The sequence below is a fragment of the Pseudomonas sp. 1L-B-1-E-C1 genome (assembly GCF_057291835.1).
Window position 1 is genome coordinate 471,915 of sequence record NZ_JBXAWN010000001.1, and the last position, 23,785, is coordinate 495,699.

Sequence of the window (23,785 nt, forward strand, 5' to 3'; positions counted from 1 at the left end):
ACGAATCAGTCCTGACGGCTGGTGACTTCCAGCAGGTGATAGCCGAACTGGGTTTTTACCGGGCCTTGCACGACATTGATCGGCGCGCTGAACACCACGGTGTCGAATTCCTTGACCATCTGGCCTGGACCGAACGACCCCAGATCACCACCCTGACGGCTGGACGGGCAAGTGGAGTTGGCTTTGGCGACTTCAGCAAAATCGGCGCCGCCTTCGATTTGAGCCTTGAGTTCGTTGCACTTGTCTTCGCTGGAAACCAGGATGTGGCGGGCAGTGGCTTTAGCCATGGTGATTCTCCAATCTGTCTCAATAAAAGATGAAGCCTACCGGAATCAGTGGGCGAATTCTCGGCAAAGTTCCATTCTGCGTCCCGACCCTATTCATAGCTCTGCTGCACGCAAGCGCCGGGCATGCTCGACGTACAGCTCGATCGGATCCGGTGAAGAGGGGTTGGCGCCCGCGCTTCGCCGCAAGCTGGCCAGATGATCCATTGGATAATCAGAGCGGATCACTTGGCCGAGATGGGTGCTGAAGCGTCCGACGAAACCGTCATTCTGCTGGGGTTCGGTGGTGAAATATTGCGACAGGCCCCGGCATATGTCCTGGACCGGATCCAGCGCTGGCAGCGTCGATTGCGGGACAACGCCGCTCCACGAGTAATAACGCACGCCATTGACTTGCTCGGGGCCATGGCCACCCCAGGTTTGCGGCAGTCCCTGCGGAAACCTGTCATTGAATTGACCGACGCCGACCGTGGTCAGTGCGTTGAGCGCGGCCAATGCATTCTGCGGCAGTGCCACATTACCGCTGAGTAGCGACAACAAGTCAGCAAATTGCGTGGCCACGTTTTGTGCAACGGCTTCAGGCAGCTTGCCCGGGATGAGTGCCTTGCGCAGGAAGTCGGCGAGCTCCGAGCCATGGTTCGGCCCACTGACAGAAGTGACTGAAGCGACGACGTTTGGTGCAAGCGCCGCTGCATAGCGTGCTGCGAGTGCACCCTGACTGTGTCCTATGAGGTTGACTTTCTTCGCGCCCGTGCCTCGCAGCACGCAGGCAATCTGCGACAGCAATTGCTCACCCCTCATTTCATTGTCATGGGTGGCCGAAAGGTGTGGAACAAACAATCGACAGCCAGCCGTCTTCAGCGCGGACTTGACGTCATGGAACAGCTCGAAATGACCGATACGCTCGAACCCGAACAGACCGTGGACCAACAGGATGGGATAACGAGTTGTAGCATTCCGTTGCATGTTCTTACCTTTTTCGTAGAAGTTCATCGGGAAATCACCGGGCCACTCTAAAACACTCATCTCGTTGAAGAAGTACGAAGAGGCTTCACGTTGCGTTTGAAAATGGACTAAGAGGCGTACGAAAATTCGGAGAGCTGTGAAATCCGAATCGGAAGTTCATAGGGTCGTTTGTCGTCGTAACAGCGCGAACGCCCCAGTTGCCTACTTTGCGAGTAGCGGTTACGCCGTCGTCGCGGTGTATTCGGCTGACATTCAGAACTTTCAAAGAAGTCCTCAATGTAGGTGTCAGTGTCGTCATTCGGGACGGCACGTTTTCCAGGGAGTGGAGACGAAATGAATAGCCATGAAGTCGAGTTTTGCTGGCGGATGCGTCCGTCTGCGGTTGCCGATGTGTCTATCGAACCTCTGATCGCGCCGACCATTGACGGGCTTGAGGGCAGCGTGCTCGAGCCTTCGCTGGTCAGGGCGATCGTTCGCATTTCTGCTTATGCCAACATGAGCTGTGGTGACCAACTGGTGCTGTACTGGGAGGGGCTGGATATCGAAGGCTTTGCCTATCAATACGAGAGTGTGCGATTCATCAGCCAGGCGCAGGTTGGCAAAGACGTAATATTTGTCATCAAGGGCATGCATGTGGCTGCTCTGGATGGAGGTTCGCTGGAGGTTTACTGGACACTTCGAACTGCGTCCGCACCCGAGGCAGTGGAATCTGCTCGCCTGCAACTGTCCGTGGGCGATGTTCGTACGCAACTGTTGGCGCCGCAGATAGAGGGCTCGGTAAACGGAGCGCTGGAGCCGTCGCGAGTGGCCGAGGGCACCCTGGTGACTCTGCAGCCTTACGCAAGAATGTCGGCGGGCGACCGAGTGATGTTGTCCTGGCACGGAGATACTTCGCCCGAGATCTTTACCGACTCGTTGAGGGTGGAGGCCTACGCCGTCGCGCAAAGCCTGTCGTTCTGGGTGCCGGGCAGCTACATCGAGGCGCACCGTGGCGGCGAGGTGGTTGTCGCCTACCGTGTCGAACAGCCTTGTGGAACGACTCGAACGTCGGAGCCTGCGTCGGTCTTCCTCGGCCCTGCGGTGCGTGCGCAACTGATTGCGCCGGACGTCGTCGAGGCGGTTGAAAACGTGTTGTCACTGAAGGATTCGGTTGACGGTGTTTCCATTCTCATCGAAGAAGCGCAGGTGCAGGAGAATGAGCTGGTCTATCTCAAGTGTGACGGCGAGTTTTTCAGTCACCGGGATGATCTTGAAATCACCCGGGAGACGGCAGGGCAACCGGTGAGTTTCAAGGTTCCTCACCGATTCTGGCGTGAGCATCACGGCACGACAGTCGAAATTGCCTACACGATCGAACGTCTGGACGACGTCAGTCAGCAATCTGCCGTCAGGCGGATCAGCGTAGTGGCATAGCCTGGGGCGGTCAGCCCTCCGCGCTCTGTAATGGCGCGCGGAGGGCGATCTGATATCAGGCTCTGGCTTGTGCGAGGCGCTGCGCAGCGTCGGTCAGCAATTGCTCGGTGGCGCCGAACCCGAGGCAACCATCGGTGATCGATACGCCATAGCGCAGAGACGTACTCAGCGGCTGGCAGCCTTCGAACAGGTGAGACTCCAACATCATGCCGATCAGCGAATGGTTACCGTGCAAGCGCTGCTCGAGCACATCGTTGAACACGGCTGGCTGGCGCAATGGATCCTTGCCGCTGTTGGCATGGCTGCAATCGACCATGATCCGGCTTGGGATCTTCAGTCTGCTGAGCTCGGCGCTGATTTTGGCTACGCTGGCTTCGTCGCAATTTGGCCCTTGATGGCCACCGCGCAGCACGATGTGGGTGTCTGCGTTGCCAGCTGTCTGCACGATTGCCGGATGACCTTGGCTGTCCACGCCGAAGTGTCGATGTGGATGGGCGGCCGAGCGCATGGCGTCGACAGCAACAGCGGCGCCGCCGTCGGTGCCGTTCTTGAAGCCCACCGGCATGCTCAAGCCACTGGCCATTTCGCGGTGGATCTGCGATTCGGTGGTGCGGGCTCCAATGGCCACCCAGCTGAGCAGGTCATCGAAGTAATTGGCAGCCATGGGTTGCAGCAGTTCGGTGGCCACTGGCAGTCCGAGCTGGATCATTTCCAGCATGAGTTCGCGGGAAAGCGTCAGGCCGGTCGCCATGTCATCGGTGCCGTCCAGGTGCGGATCGTAGGCCAGGCCTTTCCAGCCGACCGTCGTGCGGGGTTTCTCAACATAGGCGCGCATCACCAGGAGCATTTCACCGCTGACGTCCCGGGCGAGTCGGGCGAGCTTGCTGGCGTATTCGATTGCCGATTGCGGATCATGGATAGAGCAGGGGCCAACGATGACCAGCAGGCGCGGGTCTTCACCATTGAGGATGGCGCGCACTGCCTGGCGATGGGCGCTAACCTGCTGATGCAGGGAATGGCTGAGGGGTAATTGCTGTTTGAGTTGCAACGAGCTGGGCAGACGCAGGGTCAGCGCTTCATTGGCAGAATCGAGAACGGACAGCGGCAAGGCGGAAACGGAGGAATTCATATTTGGTCTTCCTGGGCGTATGGCGGGTATTTCCCGCGCACTCGGCCCTACTGGGGTGTTCGACAAATGGCCGTACTGGCCAGGCGTGTGTGGTTGCCACCTGTAGGTGACCGATCGGAGGCGGCAGGCTGTCCCGAGCGGAGGCTGGTAAATCGCCAGGCGCTAAAGCTGTCGTAACGGTAATAAGTGGCGTAGTTCATGGTGTATTCCTCAAAGTGTCTGGTGTGGTGTTGGAAAGTGTCGGGCCCGGAAAAAACAAAACCCCCGGTCGGGATGCCGACCGGGGGTTGAGAAATCTCTGGTTGGCGACCCGTTATCATGGGCGCCGTTTGGGTATCAGGCGCGCCAGTGGCTAAACCAATACCCAAAATAAAAATTGGCAGGAGCGCACACGTCATTCACCCGGACAGCCGCAATCGAGCGCAGGGCGCTGGCGATGCATGACTGTTGAAGGGCGTTGAACATGGTTTTCTCCGTTGAATGCGCCGAGCTTACTCGACGCTGATACGCATCAGCAATCAGAAAATGCTATTGCTTGCCGAGCAAAACGGCTATCAGTCGCAAACGATCCGGTTAAAGTACATTTTTGCGGTTAGAGATAGAGCTGAATGAATTATCGAATTCGGCATGCCACCGATGATGATCTGGCTTTTGCACGGCACCTGACCTGTCGCAACATGCTGCGCTATTACATTGACCACGACCTGTTGTGGCAGGACGAGGCGTTTGACGCAGGCTGGCGGTATCGTGAGCACTGGATGATCCTTGAGGATGAAACGCTGATCGGCTTTTTCAGTCTGAGCGAGGATGCGCGGGCGCTGTACATACGGGAACTGCAGATTGAACAGGCCCGGCAAGGGCAGGGCGCCGGTTCCTGGGTCATTGATCAGGTTATCGAAATGGCTCGTGAGGCAAGACGACCGGCACTGCGGCTGACAGTGTTTGATAACAATCCGGCGCAAAAACTGTATGCCCGCAAGGGACTGCGCATCGTGGGCACGGATGAGTGTTTCCTGAGGATGCAGCTCGATGTGAATACGGCTGTGCTCTGAAACCCGCAGCCGGCAAGCCCTGAATGATGAATTGAAACTTTTTAAATGCGGCTTTCCGCTAGGTCTGTCTGGCACTTTTTGCTAAGGTGTCCGGCATCCCAATAAGACCATATCGCGAGGTGTCTGCTTGATTAGGGTGCTAGTGGTCGATGATCATGATCTCGTTCGTACAGGCATTACACGGATGCTGGCCGATATCGATGGCCTGCAAGTGGTGGGTCAGGCCGAGTCAGGTGAAGAATCACTGATCAAGGCCCGTGAGTTGAAGCCTGACGTAGTGCTCATGGACGTCAAGATGCCCGGCATCGGCGGCCTCGAAGCGACACGAAAATTGCTGCGCAGCCACCCGGACATCAAGGTGGTTGCTGTCACCGTGTGCGAGGAAGATCCTTTCCCGACGCGTCTGCTGCAGGCTGGTGCCGCCGGTTACCTGACCAAAGGTGCGGGCTTGCCGGAAATGGTCCAGGCCATTCGCCTGGTATTTGCCGGGCAGCGCTATATCAGTCCGCAGATCGCCCAGCAGTTGGCAATCAAGTCCTTCCAGCCGACCAATGACTCGCCTTTCGATGCGCTGTCCGAGCGTGAGATCCAGATCGCCTTGATGATTGTCGGTTGCCAGAAGGTTCAGATCATTTCCGACAAATTGTGCCTGTCGCCGAAAACCGTGAACACCTATCGCTACCGTATTTTCGAGAAGCTTTCCATCAGCAGCGACGTTGAGTTGACACTGCTCGCGGTGAGGCATGGCATGGTGGATGCCAGCGCCTGATCATGACCGAGACATTCGATTCCAGTGCTTTCCTGTCCACCGTCAGTGGTCGGCCGGGCGTTTATCGCATGTTCGACAGCGAAGCGCGCTTGCTGTACGTAGGCAAAGCAAAAAACCTGAAGAAACGCCTGGCGAGCTATTTTCGCAAGACCGGTCTGGCGCCAAAGACCGCCGCACTGGTTGGGCGTATCGCTCAGGTCGAAACCACTATTACCGCCAATGAAACCGAAGCGCTGCTGCTGGAGCAGACGCTGATCAAGGAGTGGCGCCCGCCCTACAACATCCTGCTGCGTGACGATAAGTCCTACCCCTATGTGTTTTTGTCGGATGGGCAGTTCCCGCGTCTGAGCATTCATCGCGGGGCGAAAAAGGCCAAAGGCAAATATTTCGGGCCTTACCCGAGTGCCGGCGCGATCCGCGAAAGCCTGAGTATTCTGCAAAAGACTTTCTTCGTTCGTCAGTGCGAAGACAGTTATTACAAGAACCGGACTCGTCCATGTCTGCAATATCAGATCAAGCGCTGCAAGGCGCCTTGCGTGGGCCTTGTCGAGCCGGACATCTACGCCGAAGACGTGCGCCACTCAGTTATGTTCCTTGAGGGACGCAGCCACGCGCTGACCAACGAACTTTCCACCGCGATGGAAGAAGCGGCGATCAACCTCGAGTTCGAGCGCGCGGCCGAATTGCGCGACCAGATCGCCTTGCTGCGCCGCGTGCAGGATCAGCAAAGCATGGAGGGCGGCACCGGTGATATCGATGTCATTGCGGCCTTCGTCAACCCCGGCGGCGCCTGCGTTCACTTGATCAGCGTGCGCGGCGGTCGAGTGCTGGGCAGCAAGAACTTTTTCCCGCAGGTCGGGATCGAGGAAGAAGTTTCCGAGGTCATGGCAGCGTTCCTCGGTCAGTATTACATCAGCAGTCCCGAACGCGATTTGCCGAGCGAACTGATCGTAAACGTGGTGCACGAGGACTTCCCGGCGTTGATCGAGGGTATTCACACGTTGCGCGGCCGCGAGTTGGCCATCAGCCACAGGGTGCGCGGGACGCGGGCGCGCTGGCAGCAACTGGCCGTGACCAACGCCGAACAAGCGTTGGGCGCACGCCTGGCCAACCGGCAGCACACCGCAGCGCGATTCGACGCGCTGGCTGAGGTGTTGAACCTGGATGAGCCGCCGCAACGCCTGGAATGCTATGACATCAGTCACTCCAGCGGGGAAGCAACAGTTGCCTCCTGCGTGGTGTTCGGGCCTGAAGGCGCGATCAAGTCGGATTACCGTCGCTATAACATCGAAGGCGTCACCGCCGGCGACGATTACGCGGCCATGCACCAGGCGTTGACCCGACGGTTCAGCAAGCTCAAGGACGGCGAAGGCAAGTTGCCCGACATCCTGTTGGTCGACGGTGGCAAGGGCCAACTGTCGATGGCCCGTGATGTACTCAACGAACTTGCCGTACCGGATCTGATTCTGTTAGGCGTGGCCAAGGGCGCCACTCGCAAGGCCGGTTTCGAAACGTTGTATCTGAATGATGCGGCGCATGAGTTCACTTTGCGCGGCGATTCGCCCGCCTTGCACTTGATTCAGCAGATCCGCGATGAGGCACACCGCTTCGCAATTACGGGGCATCGCGCCCGTCGCGGCAAGACGCGCCGTACCTCAACGCTGGAGGGTGTGGCAGGGGTAGGGCCGACCCGACGCCGTGACCTGTTGAAACATTTTGGTGGATTGCAGGAGCTGTCTCGTGCAAGCATCGAAGAGATCGCCAAAGCCCCGGGGATCAGTAAAAAGCTTGCTGAGTCGATTTATGCGAATCTGCATAGTGAGTAGAATGCCCCTTCACCTCGTAGCCAGTTGTGCCGATGAATATCCCTAATCTGATTACCGTTCTACGCGTCCTGCTCATCCCGATCTTCATTTTGCTGTTCTATTTGCCTTACCAATGGAGCTATATGGCCTCCGCTTCGGTCTTTGCCTTTGCGGCCGCAACTGACTGGCTCGATGGTTACCTGGCGCGCCGACTGGAGCAAAGCACACCGTTCGGTGCGTTCCTCGATCCGGTTGCCGATAAACTGATGGTCGCTGTTGCCCTGGTGTTGCTGGTGCAGGAACACGGCAATCTTTGGCTCACGCTGCCGGCGGCGGTCATCATCGGTCGTGAGATCGTGATTTCGGCGCTGCGCGAATGGATGGCCGAACTCGGCGCCCGGGCACAGGTGGCAGTTTCAAATCTGGGCAAATGGAAAACCGCTGCGCAAATGCTCGCGCTGGTAATTCTGCTGGCCCATCCAAAAGCGTTCAGCTTCTGGGTCGTGCTCGGTTATGCACTGTTGATGGTGTCGGCAGGGCTTACGCTGTGGTCGATGGTTCAATACCTTCGCGCCGCCTGGCCACATCTGAAGACCGATGTGGAAAAGAAATAAAACTTTTTTGAATCAAGGGGTTGACCGGGCTTCTTAATTCTATAGAATGCGCCACACCAAGCGGGAATAGCTCAGTTGGTAGAGCACGACCTTGCCAAGGTCGGGGTCGCGAGTTCGAGTCTCGTTTCCCGCTCCAATTTGTACAGTGTTTGTTGTTGTGCTACTGACAGCGAATACTTTGAGGCCGAGTAGCAAAATGGTTATGCAGTGGATTGCAAATCCACCTACGCCGGTTCGATTCCGACCTCGGCCTCCACTATAAATAACCCCGCAGATCAATGATCTACGGGGTTTTTTATTGTCTGTCGAAAAGTAGGGTGTTCCGCAATTTTTGCCAGGTGTTCCGCAACCATGCTTTAAACATTGCGTGAGGTATTGCTTTCTCCAAGGGTGGAGTAGTGGCGCAATGCTATTCGGCTGTGACATATTGCTGTCGGATCTAGGTCAAAAGGGGTCATAAAGTGAAAATTTTTGTAAGCTGGTCGGGAGCACGGAGTAGGGTCGTAGCCGAGATGCTGAGTGAGTGGATCAGATGCGTGCTTCAGGCATCGCAACCTTGGATATCAACGCAGCACATTGATAAGGGCGCAATCTGGTTTTCTGAAATCTCTGACCAGCTTCGGGATACGGCTGCAGGTATTGTTTGTTTAACGCAGGAAAATAAAAACAAGCCTTGGATTCTCTTCGAAACAGGCGCTCTTGCGAAAGGGCTGAGTGCCAACCGAGTCTGCACATTCCTGGTGGATTTGACATCAACTGATATTGAAGATCCATTAGCACAGTTTAACCATACAACGCCAGATCGACCGTCGGTTTGGGGGCTGGTAAGTACTTTGAATAATTGCCTTGAGAATGGTCGACTTGATGAGCGAATTCTCAGACAGGTGTTTGATACATATTGGCCTAAGTTCGAGGCGGATTTTTCTGCTGCGTTAGAAGCGACGCCCCAAGAAGCTCCTGCTGCTCCGCGATCGGACGATAGTATTCTTGCCGAAATTCTGGCAAATACTAGAGTACTTGCTGGACGGGTCAGGGAGTTGGAAGCTAAAGCTGTACCTATAACCACGCCTGATAGTAATTTTAGCAATTTTGCTTACTCCAATAAGTTGTACCGCCTTGCAGATGCGGCGAAAGATCCCAATCTTCAAAAGGCCGATTATTATAAACTCGCCGAAGTCTTAGGCATCAATCGTGCTAATGCTGATGGTCTTTTATATACAGTAATGAGAGATCGAGATCAGGAAGTTGTGGACGCATTAAAGGTTTTACGGGATCAGGATAATAATCAATAATCATCACATCAAACTGATGTAGTATGTGAGTTTCAGGTTTACTTGGTAGGTTTCACTTTTTCGCCCACCCGTCGGTAGACTTTCTTTGTCATTTCCTCCGTTGAATGGCCAAGCAAGCGACTGGCGTCGGCGATATCCTCAATTTCGCTTGCAGCTTTTGGTCGTATATCTCTGAACTGGAATTTACGGATTGCAATGTCCAGTGCTGCATCACCTGCTGCTGCAGCTTTGTTAGCGGCCTTTGTCCGCGCTTCATCCCAGCGGTTGCGCAACATGTTGTAGCTCATGCGCAGACCGTCCTGGTTCGTGATCAAGATCGATGTCCTGGTACCAGACTGGGCGCGACGATCAAGCAGACCATTGATAAAAATACAAAGGTCGGTCTCCTTGTCGCCATCGTAGAGACGGATTCTGAGTCGCTTCTCGGTCTTGCCCTGGCCAACCATGAGAAAACCATTGTTGAGATCGGTGGCTGATGCCTTGAGCACGTCGGCCGGGCGTTGGCCGGTTAGATAGGCCAGGTCCATCGCGTCTCGGAGTTCCTGGGGAGCTTGCCCGTAAACTGCATTCCAGACTATATCGCCGGCGTAATAGTCCCGAGGGATTTCCTTATTCCGGCGCAACCCAAAGCAAGGGTTGGCCTTGTCGGTCAGGCCCCATTCGCGAGCGAATGTGAACATGGTTGAGAGTAGGGCGATCTCCCGGTTCGCCCGTACCTTCGCCGTGCGGGCGTCACGATACTGAGCAATCACTTGCGGCGAGATTGCCTCGATTGGGGCTGATTCGAATGCATTCCTGAGCTGCTTTAGGCCCTTTTGGTAATCGTTCTGTGTGCCCGGCTTAAGTGTCGGTATTACCTTTGACTCATAGTCGTCGAACAACCGGGCCATTAAGTGGGCCGGTTTAGGTATCGCTTTTCGGTCGAGCCGTGCCCATTCGATCTTTGCTTCGTCGAGATCCCCTCCCAAGGGAATCTCGACACGATTGCCTTCGGTATCTCTGCCGTTGTAGTAGTAGCCCACCCAGATCTGGCCGTTTTTCCTTTTTCGAGTACGGCGGATCATCCGTGGTGGTAGATCTCGGTTTGCTGGTTTCTTCTGGCGCATTGTTAGCTCACACGGGATAGGTCGAGGGACCAGGTTTCAGCGACAGCATTGGTTGCTGATGGCTTTACCCCGGCAAGCTTCAACCGGGCGTAAACACGGCCGACAACTGGGCGTTGGGCACCGGTGAGCACGTACTCCCAGGCGTTCCGGGTCAGCCACTGACGCTGGAAGGATGGAGTCTTGTATCCAGTGATGGTTGCAAGCTCGTCTTCCGACAGTGTCTCGCTCGTCATTTGAAGTTGGGTTCCCCTGTTCATGCTTCCTCCTGAGGGAAATAGCCACAAGGCTGGGGATGCTGTTGGGCTGCGTCATTTAGTAGTTGTCGCAGGTCTGCGTTTGCTTGCTTCAAATGCTGCGCCTGCCCGATATGCTTCCAGGCTCTGCGCTTCCATGCGGCGAAGCCGGCGCGGTACGCGTAATGCTCACGGGCGAACGAGTCGGATGTCTTCGCACCAGGTGCGGTGATGTACGTGCCTCGGTGGGCGCAGTACTGCAGGCCTTCGGGGACTGGGAACTCTTTCTCGAACTCTGCGCGCTCATCGATCTGCATCTCGCCGACGGCTTCTGGTGATGGGTTTTCAAAGTTGCTGTTGGGGGGCGTATACCCCACAGCAGGCTGCGCGGACGGGCGATTCTGAGCGATTAGCGTTGCATTGGGTGTGGCTGCCTCGCGCAGCTTTTCGTGGGGTATAAGCGCCTCGATGGTGCTGCTGGAAGGTGCAATAATGCCTGCTGCTTCGCAGCAGAGACTGTTTGTTTCTAGTGTGTCGACGCTGGTTTCCTTGCGGAGCAAAGCGGTCGTGGATTGGGTGTCGTGCTTGTCCATTTGCATGCCGCTTTCCTCCGATGTGTGAGTGCGCGTTGGTGCTTCAGCCGCTGATAGGGGGTTAGCCGGGCTGCGGTCGTTGCTGGTTTGAGGGCGGATCTCGCTCATGCGACGTTCTCCTGTTCGGCCGATTCCAGCAGGGCAGCCATGGCGAGCGCCTGGTCGCGAAGGGTGCGGGTGTCGCGTTCCAGCTTTTTGCCGGTGCGAAAGGCGCTGAACGTTTCAGATGCGATCCGGAGTTTCTCGGCGATTTCCAGTAGGGTCAGTCGTTCTTTTTCACCCAGTTTTGACACAGCGAGGGCGCGCTCGTAATGGGCGTAAAGTTTTTCGCGTTGGTCATTGGTCTGGCAGAGGGTGAGTTCCAAGTTACGGTTCTCTTCCCAGGTTTCTGATCGCTGGATGGCTTTCCCTTCATCAATTCCATCTCGATACCCAACACAGCCGCCGACGTCGTAGCCCTCGCTGTAGCCCTCTGAATGTCCCTTGGCGCGGCCGCTGTTGAAGCCGTGCCGGTAGGCGAGCCAGTAAACGCCGGCGATCATGAGGACGATCGCTATCAGCGCGTAGATTTGAACTGCAGTCATGTGGTGTGCTCCTGGTGATGTCATTGGCTGGTGGTGGCAGCCGCTCGGTTTGTGGTTGTTACTCGTTGGTGTCGTCCTGCTGTCGCTGCATGTCTTCGTCGGCCTTGTACGCACGGATGTCGATCAGAGAGGCGACGTGTCGGATGTGGGCGTACTTCGGTGCCTTGCGGCTGGTGTCCAGCGTGGTGATGGGGAGCTGGATGCGACCGCTGCTGATCTCGGTCACGAACGATTGCTCGTTGAGGTTGCGGAAGTACTGCTCGCGCACTTTGTCGAGCGGGATCAGGACGTCGCCGAAGATTCGGTAAAGCAATTCGACGGTGGCTGATTCCGGCGCCGGGTGCAGGCGCAGCGGGTTTTGTGCTGTGTTACTCATGGCTTTGTCGGGCCTCCTTGCGTTGTTTTCTGACCGGATGGTTCCAGGCGTTCAGGCAGTGGTGTTTAGTCAGCTCGCGCAGATGTTCGGGCACTTCGAGGAGCGCGGCGCTGCGCTCCTCTCGTGTCCGCATGGCGATGATCTGGCGGGCGTATTCCCTAGGCCACGTCACGGTTGTCTGCCGGGATGGCAGGCAGGTCGATGCCCAGTTGATCTGCTAGCCAGCGGATGCCGGGTTGTTTGACCCGGGTCGACTGGCTGTACTGCATGCCGAGCTGGTCGTGGGACCACTGGCCGTCCTTGATCCGCAGGTAGTCGCGATCACGGGAGGGATAGGTCGGTAGGTTCCGCTCGTTGAGCAGACCTTTTTCACGCATGCGTGCGATGAGCTTTGGACGAGTTATGCCGAGTTGGGTTGCGGCTTGGGCGAGGGTGCGTTCCATGGTGTGCCCCTCATGCCGCGTGCGCAGCTGGAGTTGCCGCTGCAGCAAGGTGGTTGATGGACTCGCTGACCTTGACGTAGATCTCTGCATCGCTGCCGTACACGGTGAAGCACCGGGTGTGCGGGCTTTTGTTACCGATGCTCAGGATGGTGGTGACACCTGATCGAGATTGAGTGCGGTGCAGCGCGACTATTAGCGGGTAGTCGAAACCCATGTCGAGGTTCAGCACGCCGCCGATGCGCACCAGCTCAAACACTCGCTGCTTGTCCGAGACTTCAAAGCGGCCATATTCGCGGCTGGCGTGTGGTCGGTGTACCGGGTCGCTGGTGTTGCTCGCATCGAACGGGCCGTTGGCGATCTCTTCGATGAAGTCAGCCAGCTTGAGATGCATCTTCTTTTCGTTCGGCAGGGTCAGCGTGTGGCGTTCGCTGCCCAGCTCCACGACGAAGGTGCTTTCCGAGATGCCACGTTCAACCTTGAGGCGAAACGCCAGACACTCACGTTTGGGCGCGGTCCGGAGTACGTGGTTGAAGGTCTCGGTCAGGTTGACCTGGGCATTGAGCAACTGCAGGGTGCGATTATCGATTTTGTACTTGATCATGCTGCGTGCCCTCCGCCGTTCGGATTGACTGGGGCAGGAGAGGTGCGTGCTGTCAGCTTCGGTTTGCTGATGGCGAACGCGCAGCCGTACTCGCGGGCTAGGCGTCGGATCTCAAAGATTTGGAAGGCGCTGGCAGCGGCCGGATGTACGTGAAGGGTTGCTGTGGTGGGCATGGTGGGCCTCGCTCTGTGGTGGAAGAGTTCGGCAAATATTAACCCTAAAGGTTATTTGGTCAAGAATAAATTAACCTTTTTGGTGGTTGTTGGTTTTTATTGCTGGGGATTGTGCTCGTGATGGCTATCGGCTATAAATACCTGGCTGGGTGTACCACCCAGGTGCTCTTTAAATATCGATAAATCTCTAGGCTTGCAGTTGGTGATTGGGCAACCAATCAGTTTTGGGTGTTTACCAAGACTCTCTCCGCCACCCGCATGCTCGACCCATGAAATCAGTTCACGATTTGTGCCTTAGGGTGCAGCAGTCCGAACCGGTTTTTCGACAGGCGCTGCCTTATCGCGTGCTGCCGACTTACTTTGACAAAGGCTCCTCGGTAACGAGTGAGGCATTTTGCGCTAGCGAAGTGACACTTTACGGTGACGTAGAGCTGCTCAGCGTTAACGTGAAGCTGCTTAGCGTTAGCCACACAGCGCTTAGCCGCCGTTGGCCGAATACGCGAACGGTTAGTCAGATGAGCAATGGGCGAATGGCGGCGGACGGGCTTATCAAAAGTTTTTGATAAGCCAGAACTGCGATTTGTATGGACACCTTCAAGTTCCTTTCGGCCTAGAAGCTTCGCGGCGGGGCAATTCCGCCTTGAGGAGCTGTATCGATGAAATATTTAAAGAAAACTTGTCGCTCTAAAGCGGCAAAACACGTGCACAACAATGAAGGTGTCCGCGTCAATGATAAGACCGGAAAGGACCCGAAAACTGCTACACCAGACGTTGCAGAAACCCGAAGCAAAATTTTGACCACTGTGGTCAAAACCGCGACAAAGGAAGCTGTACGTTGGGGGATTCAGAATTGGCCTTTCGTCCAGGAGCATGCCTCGAAAATGATTGAGGCCCTTGTGGAGTTGTTGAACCTATGACGCAGCAAATCGCATCATCGAATTTCCGATAAGGCCAGCAAATTTGCTGGCCTTATTTTTTTCCGAGGTGGAAATGGACTCTCCGCGCTACCCTTACAAATCGATTTATAATATTAAGTCTCTTGCTCTATTACTTGGAGAAACTGTTCCCTTGTTGAATAAACTTGCGGAGGATTCTCACAAGATGTATCGGCGGGTACCTCAAATTAAGAAAGATGGATCTGAAAGGGAGACCTTTGACGCTCACGAACCTTTGAAAACTGTTCAACGAAAAATTGTGGATAGGCTACTAGCTAAAGTTTCTTTCCCCGACTACCTTCATGGTGGGATTAAAGACTCTAATTCCCCGCGTAGCATTTACTCGAATGTAAAATCTCATTCGGGAGCTCGCAATATTGTTTTGCAGGATATAAAGAATTTTTTTCCATCAATTACCGTCGATAAGGTACTTTCGATATTTAAAGGTATGATGGGTTTTGGCGATGATGTTGCTGTCATGCTGGCTCGGCTCGTCACAAAGGGTGGGGTTGTACCGCAAGGGGCAAGTACAAGTAGTTATATTGCAAATTTGGTTTTCTGGGATGTAGAGCCAAGGTTGGTGTTGTGGGTAAAAGAGCAGGGAATGTCTTACAGTCGCTTTGCGGATGACATAACCATATCTTCGAAGAGCATAATTCTGCCCGATCAAAAAACTGAGATTGTGCGAAGAGTTACAGGAATGCTAGCCGCGAAAGGCTTTCTTCAGAAGCGGCAAAAAATGCACATTTTGAAAAAAGGTCAGGCGATCACAAAGTCTCACGACCCTGAGGCTGTAGTGATTACAGGCCTAAGTGTTGCGGGCCCCCGTCCTGGCGTTACAAAAAAGGAAAGAAAGCAAATACGCTCTGCGGTGCGACAGTTTGAAATATTTGCAGAGGCGGGAGGCGATTTGATTGAACTGCGCGAGCTCTATAGTCGAGCAATGGGGCGAGTAGGTAGACTTTTGGCATGCGGTCAACCCGACGGACTATCTTTGAAGAATCGGCTAAATGTCGCCATGCGCCAGCTTAATAAACCTTTGTTGGAGAAATACACGCAGAATGAAGTAGGGGGATTTCAATTTGATGAGAGTAAGGTGGACGCGCCAAGCTAACCGGTGCTTACTAAGTGGACTATAAGTTTGATATTTTCCATCGGGCTCGGCCGCAAATACTCCACTCCTCATTCATTTTAATGATTCTCTCCGGCCAGTCTGGATTGATAGCGAACAAATATTGCTCATCCCCTTCCTGTCTGAGCTGCTTTAATGTTGCTGCTTGATCTCTGGTTCTTTTTGCTGCCACGAAATGACCAGGAAGCGCTTCAAGTGCTGGATCGATAACAATCAAGTCTCCTTCCTGGAACTTAGGTTCCATGCTCATCCCCTCAACGCGAAGGATGAACGCCCGTGGGCCAACTGGTCCTGGCGCATCAATCCACTCCTCAGCGTCTCTTGGGTCGAAGACCCCATTTGGTTCGCACCATGCCCCTGCCGCAATCGATCCTATCACCGGCAATTTTCGATCTGTATGGCTCATCACTGTAGCGTTATTGAATTCACCAAGCCCGTAGGGCATGTCGAGATAGCCACTATGGAGATCTAAGGCTTTCTCAATTTCCCGGGCAATCTGATCGCCAATACCTTTGGACGGGTTCTTGCCTCCGAAAGCACTCACCTGAGCGGGCGCTTTGCCTAGAAGGTCCGCGATGTCAGTCAGGCGAAGCTTTTTCTCGGCCAAGACTCTTCGGAAATTTTGCAATCGGGTATCAGAAATTTTCATGTGGCGATATTGACTTGATTAACCTTCAGGGTGAATGTCCAAAATGGTATTGAAAAAAATAACCTATATGGTTAAATTGGCTTCAAGGAGGTACACCATATGAAACTGCGCGACTACATCAACCGTTTGGATTCAGAGGCACTCACGGCCTACGCCGTACGCTGTCGGATCGCTGTTAGTTACCTGCGTCTTCACGTCAAATACGCGAGCAAAGATCCTAGTGTTTCCTTGATCAAGTCCCTGACCCGTGAAAGCGAGGGCTGTGTCTCGCTAGCAGATGTTCTGGAGCATTTCGGTATCACTGAAACAAACCCAGCAAAAGAAGCAGCCTAGTCAGAAAAAAGGCGACCCAAAGGTCGCCCAGTTCCTCCCGGCACGCACCACCACAGCGCTGTCGGGTCGCGATAAAGATAGGCGGGCACACCACATGCAACCACCTCTCTTTATCGCGTTTTTCCAAGGCTCGGAAGCCTTGGTGTTGCTGCCTCTTCCACCACAGATTTGGCAGCTGTTGCGCCAGAGGTGAGCAACGGATTGCTCGCCCCGGCACGGTGCCGGTGTCGATCCCGAAGATCTAGCCGGCGTTTGGGCCCTTTCAAGCCACGCGGCAAATGTATCACCACTGCATGTCGCGCGGCACTGGCAACTTACAAGGATTAATGCCATGAGCCGTATCGCTCTGAGTTCTGTTGAGCGGGCGCAGCGGGAAGTTTTGCCGCTCGATCTCGCGCTTTACCATGCCGCAAGGGACTACCCCGGCGGCGCCGCAGCCATCGCCGCCACCACCGGCCGGAATGCGACCACGCTGCAGCATAAGCTGTCCCCAACACACCCAAGTCACACGGTGAACATTCAAGAGTTCGGGGAGATTCTGGAACTGACCAAGGATCGCCGCATTCTTGATGCGGTGCATGCGCTGGTCGGTGACACGACTTGGCAGGAGCTGGCCGAGGCGTACACCAATGACATGCCCGAGACGTTGACCACCGGGATTGCCGAGTACTTCCGGCAGGTGGCGGATCTGGCGGATACCTGGGCCAAGAGCATTGGCGACGGGGTTGTTTCCGATGAGGAACTGGCCGCGATTCGCCTGCAGGTGTTTCGTGGGATTCAGGGGCTGTTGGGGTTGTTCAACCGCGCCACGTATGTCAACCAGACGACGCGGGGTGTTGATCGTGGCTGACATTGCTGACTTCGCAAATGACCTGGTGCAAGAGCGTATCGATCAGGCGCTCGCTGCACGCAACGCAGCTAAACCTGCATTGGCGGCGCATTCGTTTCTATTCTGTGAAAACTGCGACAGCCCAATCCCCGAGGGACGGCGTTTAGCTGTTCCTGGCTGCACGCAATGCGTGAGCTGTCAGGAGGTCGAGGAGATCATGGAGGCCATCCATGATCGATGAAGTGTTGGGGCAATTCGCGGATTACGGTCTTGAGCCTGCGCAGCCATTGGTGTTCGGCAAGCTGACCCGCTGCAAGACGACGCAAGACAAGGGCAAGGAAAAGAACGGTTGGTATGTCGTTCACGAGCAACGCACCGAGAAAGGCGAAACGCTGATCTTCGGTGCGTTCGGTGACTGGCGTTCGGGCGAGTCTCAGAAGATCAAGGTCAAGGCTGGTCGGATGTCGCCTGAAGAGCGTGAGGTTATGCGCGCTCGACAGGAAGAGGCCAAGCGCCGGGCGGCTGAGATATCGGCCAACGCGGCACGTCGCGCGGCCAAGCGAGCGGCCGGTATGTTCAAGCGCATGCCGGAGAAGGGCCGTAGCGACTATTTGGACCGAAAGCAGATTGTCGGCTTCGGCGTTCGGTATGCGCCGCGCACCGGTGCCTTTCTTGTGCCCATGAGCAATGTGCGGGACGAAATTGTCGGCCTGCAGGTGGTGTTCCCGACCAAGCAAGAGGACACCGGGCGGGACAAATCCTATTGGCCTTACGGCATGTCCAAAGAGGGTGCTTTCCATCTGATCGGGCCGCACCCGGATCCGGGCGAGCCGGTGCTGGTGTGTGAGGGTTACGCTACCGGCGCAAGCCTGCATATGGCCACGTCATTGACCGTGGCCGTTGCGTTTGATGCGGGCAATTTGCTGGTGGTTTGCAAGGCCATGCGCGAGCGCTTCGCCGGTTGCCCGCTGATCATCTGCCGAGACGATGACTGGAAGACAACCAAGCCGAATGGCGATGCGTGGAACCCTGGTGAAGAGAAAGCAAACAACGCGGCGCTAATTGTCGGTGGCCAGGTGGTTGCGCCGATCTTTTCCAGTGAGCGAGAAGCCAAGTGGACCGACTTCAACGACTTGCATGTGGCGGAAGGTTTGGAAGCGGTACGCCGTCAGGTATTGGCGGTGGTGAAGCCGCCTGCTGCTGGTGGTTGGAAAGATCTTCTGGCCCGTAGCGAAAGCGGTTCGCTGATTGCGCACATGCAGAATGTCGAGTTGATCCTGGCCAACGATGAGCGTTGGGCCGGGGTCATCAGTTACAGCGCGTTCAGTTCGAAAATCGTCAAGCTGCGTGCAGCGCCTTATGGCGGCGGCACGGGCGATTGGGCGGACATTGATGATGTGCGGGTGATGAAGTGGCTCGCGCAGCAGTACAACTTGCGGGTCAAGGCTTCGCATGTGATCGAGGCGGTGAGTGTTGTTGCGCATGACCATGCGTTTCATCCGGTGCGGCAATACCTGCGCAAGCTGGAGTGGGATCGGGTGCCGCGCCTCGAAAGTTGGCTAACGGATGTCATGGGCGTTAAGGCCACCGATTACTCGTCGAAGGTCGGCAAGCGCTGGATGTTGTCGGCCGTTGCTCGGGTGATGAAGCCGGGTTGCAAGGCAGACTCGGTGATGATTCTCGAAGGTGCGCAGGGCGCTGGTAAGTCCACCGCGATGAGCATCCTCGGCGGCGAGTGGTTCATGGACACGCCTTTTGCGCTGGGCGACAAGGACGGCTTTCAGGCGATCCGGGGCAAGTGGATCGTTGAGCTGGGCGAGCTCGACAGCTTCAACAAGGCTGAGAGCACGAAGGCCAAGCAGTTCTTTTCGGCGTCCACTGACACATACCGCGAGAGCTACGGCCGCAGAACGATGGACGTGCCACGCCAGTGTGTTTTCGTGGGCACGACCAACCAAGACGAGTACCTGAAGGACGCCACCGGTAACCGGCGTTACTGGCCGGTGGCTTGTACCAAGGTGGATCTGGAATTGTTGCGCTCGATGCGCGATCAGCTGTGGGCTGAGGCGGTGTTCTGCTACGACGCGGGCGACCTTTGGTGGGTGACGCTGGATGAGGCGGCGATGTTCGGCGAGGAGCAGGACGAGCGCTTCGTAGTGGATGAGTGGGAAGGGCCGATTCTGACCTGGCTGGAAGAGTCGCAGATCGGCGAGACCGCCACCGGCAGTGATGTGCTGCTGAGTGCGCTGAAGTTGGACCTCGGGCATTGGGGTAAGCCGGAGCAGATGCGCGTCGGGGCGATTATGCATCGGTTGGGCTGGCGACGTGTGCGGTTGCCAGCGCTGGCGAAGAGCGGGCAACGGCCTTGGGCATACAAGAAACCGGCAGGGTGGGGCGGTGCTTCGGCGTTGCAGCGGGTTCAGTTCGAGGAGCCTTGCTTTGATTAAGGAGATCGATTCGCTGCTTCGGTTGTGGGCGCAGGAGCTGCATTCAGAACATTCGAAAGGGGGGCTTGCTGGGGGGAACATGGTTGCGATGATGATGGAGAGCAACGGGCAACTGATCAGGGGGCGGCGTGCTTTCCGGGCGCCGCTGGAGAGTTCGTTGGACATTGAGCTGATCGTGACAAAGCACCTCGCGCCAGAGCTGGTGACGGTGGTGCGGGAGCATTACTGCACGCTCGATGTGGATATGCGCTTGCGGTATGCCCACTGCGGTTGTGGCCGCGACACGTACTACCAGCGTTTGCATGAGGCGCATCTGCAGATTTTCGGCGTGATGATGGGGCTGGCTGCGTGACCCCAGGCATCGTTCCGGTTGTGGTTGTCCCACTGGCCCGTCTTGTCTCGCTGCGTTTTGATGCAGTGGGACAGGTGAGGGCCTTGTCGTTGTTGGGTTGTCCCACCGTCCCGCCTAGTCGTGCCTCCTGCCCGTGTGAGCGTAGCGGGCAAGCAGTACGCGCTTACGCGCGAACGCGTGTTCTTTAAATTTCTTCCTTTACACGAGAAAGGAGAAGGATAAGTAGGACAGTGGGGCGAAGCCCCGAATTTAGGCGCTCTCAGGTGTCCTACTTCGATTCCGAAAAGTGGGACGTATGGGACACCACCGAAGCAACAGAATGCCGGGGTGGTGTATTCGCCGACATTCGCTAGGCGTTCACCCTGCGTTACCCACTTATTCACCGGGTGGCATTAAAACAGGGTTGCTGCCACCGGAATCGACCTGTAAAAAGTAGTCATCTTCGATAGGTGCGACCGCAGAGAGCGGCAGGCACCACACCACCAAACCCGGCCATTGCGCCGGGTTTTTGCGTTTAGGGGTTGGCGATGACAAACGAGCAACAAGCGCTGGCAGAGATGCCGATCTGGTTAGTGATCGTCCTGGCCCTGGTCGGCGGCGTTTCGGGGGAGATGTGGCGGGCCGACAAAGATGGCGCGCGGGGCTGGGCGTTGTTGCGCCGCCTCGCGCTTCGATCCGGTGCCTGCATTGTCTGCGGGGTATCGGCGATGATGCTGATGATCGCAGCCGGCATGACGATCTGGACGGCGGGCGCCTTGGGGTGCCTCACGGCGATGGCCGGTGCGGACGTAGCCATCGGGTTGTACGAACGATGGGCTGCCAAGCGGCTGGGCGTTTGCGAAGTCCCGCCAACCGGGGGTGAACAGGGGTGATGCACCGATCTGGTGCGCTGAAAACCGCCGGGGACCCTAGGGGTATCTGAAGGACACGGGGTCGGAAACCCGCGGGAAACTGTTAGCCGCAGGTTCCCCAGCTTACTGAAATTTCAATCATTGAAATCTTGAAAGGATTCATTGAAATACGTTGAAAAAGGAGGGCTCATGACAGAACCAACCTACCTGTCGAAGAGCGCCTTCGCGGCCCGGCTCGGCAGGTCGCCGAGTTACATCACCTGGCTTAAAGACAACAACCGGTTGGTACTTTCGCCGAATGGTAAACAGGTTGATGTGCAAGCCACCGAAGCGCTGATTCGCGACACCGCTGACCCGAGCAAGGCCGCTGTTGCCGAGCGACACCAACAGGATCGGATTCAGCGTGACGTTTACAGCCAACTGTCGACTCAGACCGAGCCGACTCCCGCGGCTGCGCCGCCGCAGGTGCTTACCGGCGACGGCAAGCTCCCCGATTTCCAGAAGGCCCGTGCCCTGCGTGAGCACAACATGGCCAAGCTGGCGGAGATCGAACTGGGCAAAGCCCAAGGCTCACTGGTCTCCAAAGAAGCGGTCGAAACCGGCGCCTACAACGCCGGCCGATTGCTGCGCGACCAACTGTTCGGTCCGCTGCCGCAACTCTCCCACGACCTTGCGGCCATGACCGATCCGTGGCTGATTGAAAAACACCTGACCGCCACCTTCCGTCAAACGCTGGAGGAAGCCGAGCGGCTCTCTTCAGCAGATCTTGAGTACGCCATGACATCGGACTAAACCTATGCACACGGAATTTCCTGACGGTGCAGAGGTGTACCGTGAGGCCTATTTCCGTGGACTGCGCCCAGACCCCGATCTCTGGATCGACGAATGGGCCGATGAGTACATGCGAATTCCGCGTGACACCGGTGCCCCTGAGCCCGGCCAGTACCGCACCTCACGGACACCTTATGCCCGCGAGCCAATGCGCTGCCTGTCGCCGGCTCACCCTTGCAGACGCGTGGTCACCATGGTGGCCTCGCAGTTGATGAAAACCCAGATCGCCCTGAACTGGATGGGTGGCCTGATCCACATGGCGCCGTCAAACATCCTGGCGCTGCTCCCCAGCCTTGGCCTGTCCAAGCGTGTATCCGGGCGGATCAGCAAGACCATCAAGGCCACTCCCGTTCTGCGCGAGCGGGTCGCGGCCACCCGCTCGCGGGACGCACGCAACACGATGGACACCAAGGAATTCGAGGGTGGCTCGCTGTACGTCACCACCGCCGGTTCTGCGGCCAACCTTTCGGAGCTGTCGGCGCGTTATATCTACGGCGACGAAGTCGACCGCTGGGAGAATGACGTCGGCCAGGAGGGTGACCCCATCAAGCTGGCAGAGACGCGGGCGACCAACTTCGGTCGCAACGCCAAGATCTACTTCTCCAGCTCGCCGACGATCAAAGGCGCCTCGCGGATCGCCGACCTGTTCGAGTCCAGCGACCAGCGTTATTACTACGTGCCATGTCCTACCTGCGGTCATATGCAGGTGTTGGAATGGGAGCGGCTGCACTACAGCAAGGACCTCAGCACGGTGCATTACGAGTGCGCAGCACCTGAATGCGACGTTCTGATTGAGGAACACCACAAGAGCGACATGCTCGCTCGAGGCGAGTGGCGCGCCCACGCGGGTGGCGACGGCAAAACCGTTGGCTTTCATCTCAACGCCCTGTATTCGCCGACCGGCTGGATGGATTGGGCCGGCCTTGCCGAGGAGTTTGAAGACGCCAAGAAAGCTCAGGCTCAAGGTGACACGAGCTTGATGCAGGTTTTCTACAACACTCGTCTGGCCAAGGTCTGGGACAGCGCACTCGAACAGACCAAGGCGGAAGTGCTGATCGCTCGGGCGCGACTGGAAAATTACACTCTCGGTGCGATGCCGTCCGGTGTGCTGATGCTGACCGGCGCCGTCGACGTCCAAGCCAACCGTTTGGAGTTGATGGTGATGGGCTTCGGCGTCGGCATGGAGCGGTGGGTTGTTGACCATCAGATCATCTGGGGTGACCCAGCAGACGAACGCACCTGGGCGGTGCTGGACGAGAAACTCAAAGCTCGTTACCGGCATCCTTGTGGTGTGGGTCTGGCGATTCTCGCCGTGGGCGTCGACTCCGGTGGTCACCACACCGATGAGGTCTACCAGTTCTGCCGCGTTCGTCGCTGGCGCAACATCTTCGCGATCAAGGGTGCGAGCAAACCGGGCCGACCGGTGATTGCACAGCGCCCGTCCATGGTCGACGTGACATGGAAGGGCCAGACCGAACGCAACGGTGCCGAGTTGTGGTTCGTCGGTACCGACACCGCCAAAGACTGGATCTACAACCGCTATCCATTCCCGGACGGTCCGGGATCGCTGCACTTTGCCAACGACCTGCCGGACGAGTTTTTCGCCCAGTGCGTCGCCGAACGCAAAGTCGTCCGCTACGTACGCGGACACAAGCGCATCGAATGGGTGAAGGGCAAGGCTGAGCGCAACGAAGCGCTCGACCTGATGGTGTACTGCCTCGCGATGGCGCATTACCTCGGCATCAACCGCTATCAGGAGCACGATTGGGATCGGGTGCGTCAGGCACTGGCCCAGTCCGGTCTGTTCGACGATGCCCTGAGCATCAAGCCGGTTCAGGGGGAGCGCCTCGATGAAGGCGAAAAAACTGCGCCTGCGGCTGTGCGACAGGCTCAAGCCGCACCACCTCCTGCTGTACCAGTCGCTCCATCGCGCCCCCCTGCTGCACCACCTCAACGCCGCAGTTCCACCAGCGGTTACCTGAAGAGACGCTGA

The 23,785-nt window shown here is 56.7% G+C and carries 28 protein-coding genes and 2 tRNA genes; 18 read left to right on the plus strand and 12 right to left on the minus strand.

The genetic code is table 11. The annotated features are described in order from the left end of the window. Positions 1 to 5: 5 nt before the first annotated feature. Both AC0Z4S_RS01930 and AC0Z4S_RS01935 read right to left on the minus strand, forming a co-directional pair. Complete coding sequence (locus AC0Z4S_RS01930) at positions 6 to 287, minus strand: peptidylprolyl isomerase (RefSeq protein ID WP_007912303.1); 282 nt, start codon at positions 285 to 287, stop codon at positions 6 to 8. Positions 288 to 380: 93 nt separating this feature from the next. Then, positions 381 to 1,250 (minus strand): esterase/lipase family protein, encoded by an 870-nt coding sequence (locus AC0Z4S_RS01935; RefSeq protein ID WP_485622097.1) that lies wholly within the window; start codon positions 1,248 to 1,250, stop codon positions 381 to 383. Positions 1,251 to 1,583: 333 nt separating this feature from the next. On the opposite strand from AC0Z4S_RS01935, the gene AC0Z4S_RS01940 reads away from it, so the two are divergent. Continuing rightward, the gene (locus AC0Z4S_RS01940) at positions 1,584 to 2,663 is read left to right on the plus strand and encodes a hypothetical protein (RefSeq protein WP_485621832.1); all 1,080 of its coding nucleotides are present in this window, start codon (positions 1,584 to 1,586) and stop codon (positions 2,661 to 2,663) included. A gap of 55 nt (positions 2,664 to 2,718) precedes the next feature. Here AC0Z4S_RS01940 and AC0Z4S_RS01945 read toward each other — a convergent pair whose 3' ends face one another. Together AC0Z4S_RS01945 and AC0Z4S_RS01950 are read right to left on the minus strand one after the other, a co-directional pair. Next, the gene (locus tag AC0Z4S_RS01945) at positions 2,719 to 3,792 is read right to left on the minus strand and encodes a 3-deoxy-7-phosphoheptulonate synthase (protein ID WP_485621833.1); all 1,074 of its coding nucleotides are present in this window, start codon (positions 3,790 to 3,792) and stop codon (positions 2,719 to 2,721) included. Between the two features lie 336 nt (positions 3,793 to 4,128). Beyond that, positions 4,129 to 4,257 (minus strand): hypothetical protein, encoded by a 129-nt coding sequence (locus AC0Z4S_RS01950; protein ID WP_485621834.1) that lies wholly within the window; start codon positions 4,255 to 4,257, stop codon positions 4,129 to 4,131. Between the two features lie 143 nt (positions 4,258 to 4,400). Between AC0Z4S_RS01950 and AC0Z4S_RS01955 the strand changes: the two genes are divergently transcribed. The 7 genes from AC0Z4S_RS01955 (at position 4,401) to AC0Z4S_RS01985 (ending at position 9,324) form a co-directional block, all read left to right on the plus strand. Next, positions 4,401 to 4,844, plus strand: coding sequence for a GNAT family N-acetyltransferase (locus tag AC0Z4S_RS01955; protein ID WP_485621835.1), 444 nt, complete (start codon positions 4,401 to 4,403; stop codon positions 4,842 to 4,844). 127 nt (positions 4,845 to 4,971) lie between these two features. Next, positions 4,972 to 5,613 (plus strand): response regulator transcription factor GacA, encoded by a 642-nt coding sequence (gene gacA, locus AC0Z4S_RS01960; RefSeq protein ID WP_024012761.1) that lies wholly within the window; start codon positions 4,972 to 4,974, stop codon positions 5,611 to 5,613. A gap of 2 nt (positions 5,614 to 5,615) precedes the next feature. Then, the gene (gene uvrC / locus AC0Z4S_RS01965) at positions 5,616 to 7,439 is read left to right on the plus strand and encodes an excinuclease ABC subunit UvrC (protein ID WP_253501335.1); all 1,824 of its coding nucleotides are present in this window, start codon (positions 5,616 to 5,618) and stop codon (positions 7,437 to 7,439) included. Between the two features lie 32 nt (positions 7,440 to 7,471). After that, positions 7,472 to 8,032 carry a CDP-diacylglycerol--glycerol-3-phosphate 3-phosphatidyltransferase gene (gene pgsA, locus AC0Z4S_RS01970; protein WP_253505230.1) on the plus strand — a complete coding sequence of 187 codons (561 nt, stop codon included), beginning with the start codon at positions 7,472 to 7,474 and terminating at the stop codon, positions 8,030 to 8,032. Between the two features lie 60 nt (positions 8,033 to 8,092). After that, positions 8,093 to 8,168: transfer RNA gene (locus AC0Z4S_RS01975), tRNA-Gly, on the plus strand. Positions 8,169 to 8,214: 46 nt separating this feature from the next. Further along, positions 8,215 to 8,288: transfer RNA gene (locus tag AC0Z4S_RS01980), tRNA-Cys, on the plus strand. Positions 8,289 to 8,568: 280 nt separating this feature from the next. Next, on the plus strand, positions 8,569 to 9,324 hold the full coding sequence (locus AC0Z4S_RS01985; protein WP_485621836.1) for a hypothetical protein: 756 nt from the start codon (positions 8,569 to 8,571) through the stop codon (positions 9,322 to 9,324). A 38-nt stretch (positions 9,325 to 9,362) separates the two neighbouring features. Here the strand turns inward: AC0Z4S_RS01985 and AC0Z4S_RS01990 are convergent, their stop codons facing one another. From AC0Z4S_RS01990 to AC0Z4S_RS02020, 7 genes are all read right to left on the minus strand, one after another. After that, a complete protein-coding gene (locus AC0Z4S_RS01990) occupies positions 9,363 to 10,430 on the minus strand; it encodes a tyrosine-type recombinase/integrase (protein ID WP_485621837.1) in 1,068 nt (355 codons plus the stop codon). 2 nt (positions 10,431 to 10,432) lie between these two features. After that, on the minus strand, positions 10,433 to 10,687 hold the full coding sequence (locus AC0Z4S_RS01995; protein ID WP_485621838.1) for a DUF4224 domain-containing protein: 255 nt from the start codon (positions 10,685 to 10,687) through the stop codon (positions 10,433 to 10,435). Next, complete coding sequence (locus AC0Z4S_RS02000; RefSeq protein ID WP_485621839.1) at positions 10,684 to 11,364, minus strand: hypothetical protein; 681 nt, start codon at positions 11,362 to 11,364, stop codon at positions 10,684 to 10,686. Before AC0Z4S_RS02000 ends, AC0Z4S_RS01995 begins: the two co-directional genes overlap by 4 nt. Next, the gene (locus AC0Z4S_RS02005; RefSeq protein ID WP_485621840.1) at positions 11,361 to 11,840 is read right to left on the minus strand and encodes a hypothetical protein; all 480 of its coding nucleotides are present in this window, start codon (positions 11,838 to 11,840) and stop codon (positions 11,361 to 11,363) included. Before AC0Z4S_RS02005 ends, AC0Z4S_RS02000 begins: the two co-directional genes overlap by 4 nt. A gap of 58 nt (positions 11,841 to 11,898) precedes the next feature. Next, positions 11,899 to 12,216: a pyocin activator PrtN family protein gene (locus tag AC0Z4S_RS02010; protein ID WP_485621841.1), complete on the minus strand. Its 318-nt coding sequence runs from the start codon at positions 12,214 to 12,216 to the stop codon at positions 11,899 to 11,901. Between the two features lie 158 nt (positions 12,217 to 12,374). Then, positions 12,375 to 12,659, minus strand: coding sequence for a phage antirepressor KilAC domain-containing protein (locus AC0Z4S_RS02015; protein WP_485621842.1), 285 nt, complete (start codon positions 12,657 to 12,659; stop codon positions 12,375 to 12,377). Between the two features lie 10 nt (positions 12,660 to 12,669). Beyond that, positions 12,670 to 13,260 carry a hypothetical protein gene (locus tag AC0Z4S_RS02020; protein WP_485621843.1) on the minus strand — a complete coding sequence of 197 codons (591 nt, stop codon included), beginning with the start codon at positions 13,258 to 13,260 and terminating at the stop codon, positions 12,670 to 12,672. Between the two features lie 829 nt (positions 13,261 to 14,089). On the opposite strand from AC0Z4S_RS02020, the gene AC0Z4S_RS02025 reads away from it, so the two are divergent. Both AC0Z4S_RS02025 and AC0Z4S_RS02030 read left to right on the plus strand, forming a co-directional pair. After that, positions 14,090 to 14,350: a hypothetical protein gene (locus AC0Z4S_RS02025; RefSeq protein ID WP_471877555.1), complete on the plus strand. Its 261-nt coding sequence runs from the start codon at positions 14,090 to 14,092 to the stop codon at positions 14,348 to 14,350. Positions 14,351 to 14,393: 43 nt separating this feature from the next. Continuing rightward, entirely contained in the window at positions 14,394 to 15,482 is a 1,089-nt protein-coding gene (locus AC0Z4S_RS02030) for a reverse transcriptase family protein (protein WP_485621844.1), read from the plus strand. 19 nt (positions 15,483 to 15,501) lie between these two features. On the opposite strand, the gene AC0Z4S_RS02035 is transcribed toward AC0Z4S_RS02030, so the two are convergent. Beyond that, entirely contained in the window at positions 15,502 to 16,149 is a 648-nt protein-coding gene (locus AC0Z4S_RS02035; protein ID WP_471877557.1) for a LexA family protein, read from the minus strand. A 99-nt stretch (positions 16,150 to 16,248) separates the two neighbouring features. Between AC0Z4S_RS02035 and AC0Z4S_RS02040 the strand changes: the two genes are divergently transcribed. The 8 genes from AC0Z4S_RS02040 to AC0Z4S_RS02075 all read left to right on the plus strand — a co-directional run bounded on the left by AC0Z4S_RS02040 (position 16,249) and on the right by AC0Z4S_RS02075 (position 23,785). Further along, entirely contained in the window at positions 16,249 to 16,482 is a 234-nt protein-coding gene (locus AC0Z4S_RS02040; protein WP_471877558.1) for a hypothetical protein, read from the plus strand. 331 nt (positions 16,483 to 16,813) lie between these two features. Further along, positions 16,814 to 17,332 carry a phage regulatory CII family protein gene (locus AC0Z4S_RS02045; protein WP_083366735.1) on the plus strand — a complete coding sequence of 173 codons (519 nt, stop codon included), beginning with the start codon at positions 16,814 to 16,816 and terminating at the stop codon, positions 17,330 to 17,332. Beyond that, positions 17,325 to 17,552, plus strand: a complete 228-nt coding sequence (locus AC0Z4S_RS02050) for a TraR/DksA family transcriptional regulator (protein WP_485621845.1) — start codon at positions 17,325 to 17,327, stop codon at positions 17,550 to 17,552. Before AC0Z4S_RS02045 ends, AC0Z4S_RS02050 begins: the two co-directional genes overlap by 8 nt. Continuing rightward, positions 17,542 to 19,758: a VapE domain-containing protein gene (locus AC0Z4S_RS02055; protein ID WP_485621846.1), complete on the plus strand. Its 2,217-nt coding sequence runs from the start codon at positions 17,542 to 17,544 to the stop codon at positions 19,756 to 19,758. Before AC0Z4S_RS02050 ends, AC0Z4S_RS02055 begins: the two co-directional genes overlap by 11 nt. After that, entirely contained in the window at positions 19,751 to 20,110 is a 360-nt protein-coding gene (locus AC0Z4S_RS02060) for a PA0613 family protein (protein ID WP_119739013.1), read from the plus strand. Before AC0Z4S_RS02055 ends, AC0Z4S_RS02060 begins: the two co-directional genes overlap by 8 nt. 527 nt (positions 20,111 to 20,637) lie before the next feature. Then, positions 20,638 to 20,982: a phage holin family protein gene (locus tag AC0Z4S_RS02065; RefSeq protein WP_103520669.1), complete on the plus strand. Its 345-nt coding sequence runs from the start codon at positions 20,638 to 20,640 to the stop codon at positions 20,980 to 20,982. Positions 20,983 to 21,150: 168 nt separating this feature from the next. Then, complete coding sequence (locus tag AC0Z4S_RS02070; RefSeq protein ID WP_485621847.1) at positions 21,151 to 21,753, plus strand: terminase small subunit; 603 nt, start codon at positions 21,151 to 21,153, stop codon at positions 21,751 to 21,753. A gap of 4 nt (positions 21,754 to 21,757) precedes the next feature. Continuing rightward, positions 21,758 to 23,785 (plus strand): phage terminase large subunit family protein, encoded by a 2,028-nt coding sequence (locus tag AC0Z4S_RS02075; protein WP_485621848.1) that lies wholly within the window; start codon positions 21,758 to 21,760, stop codon positions 23,783 to 23,785.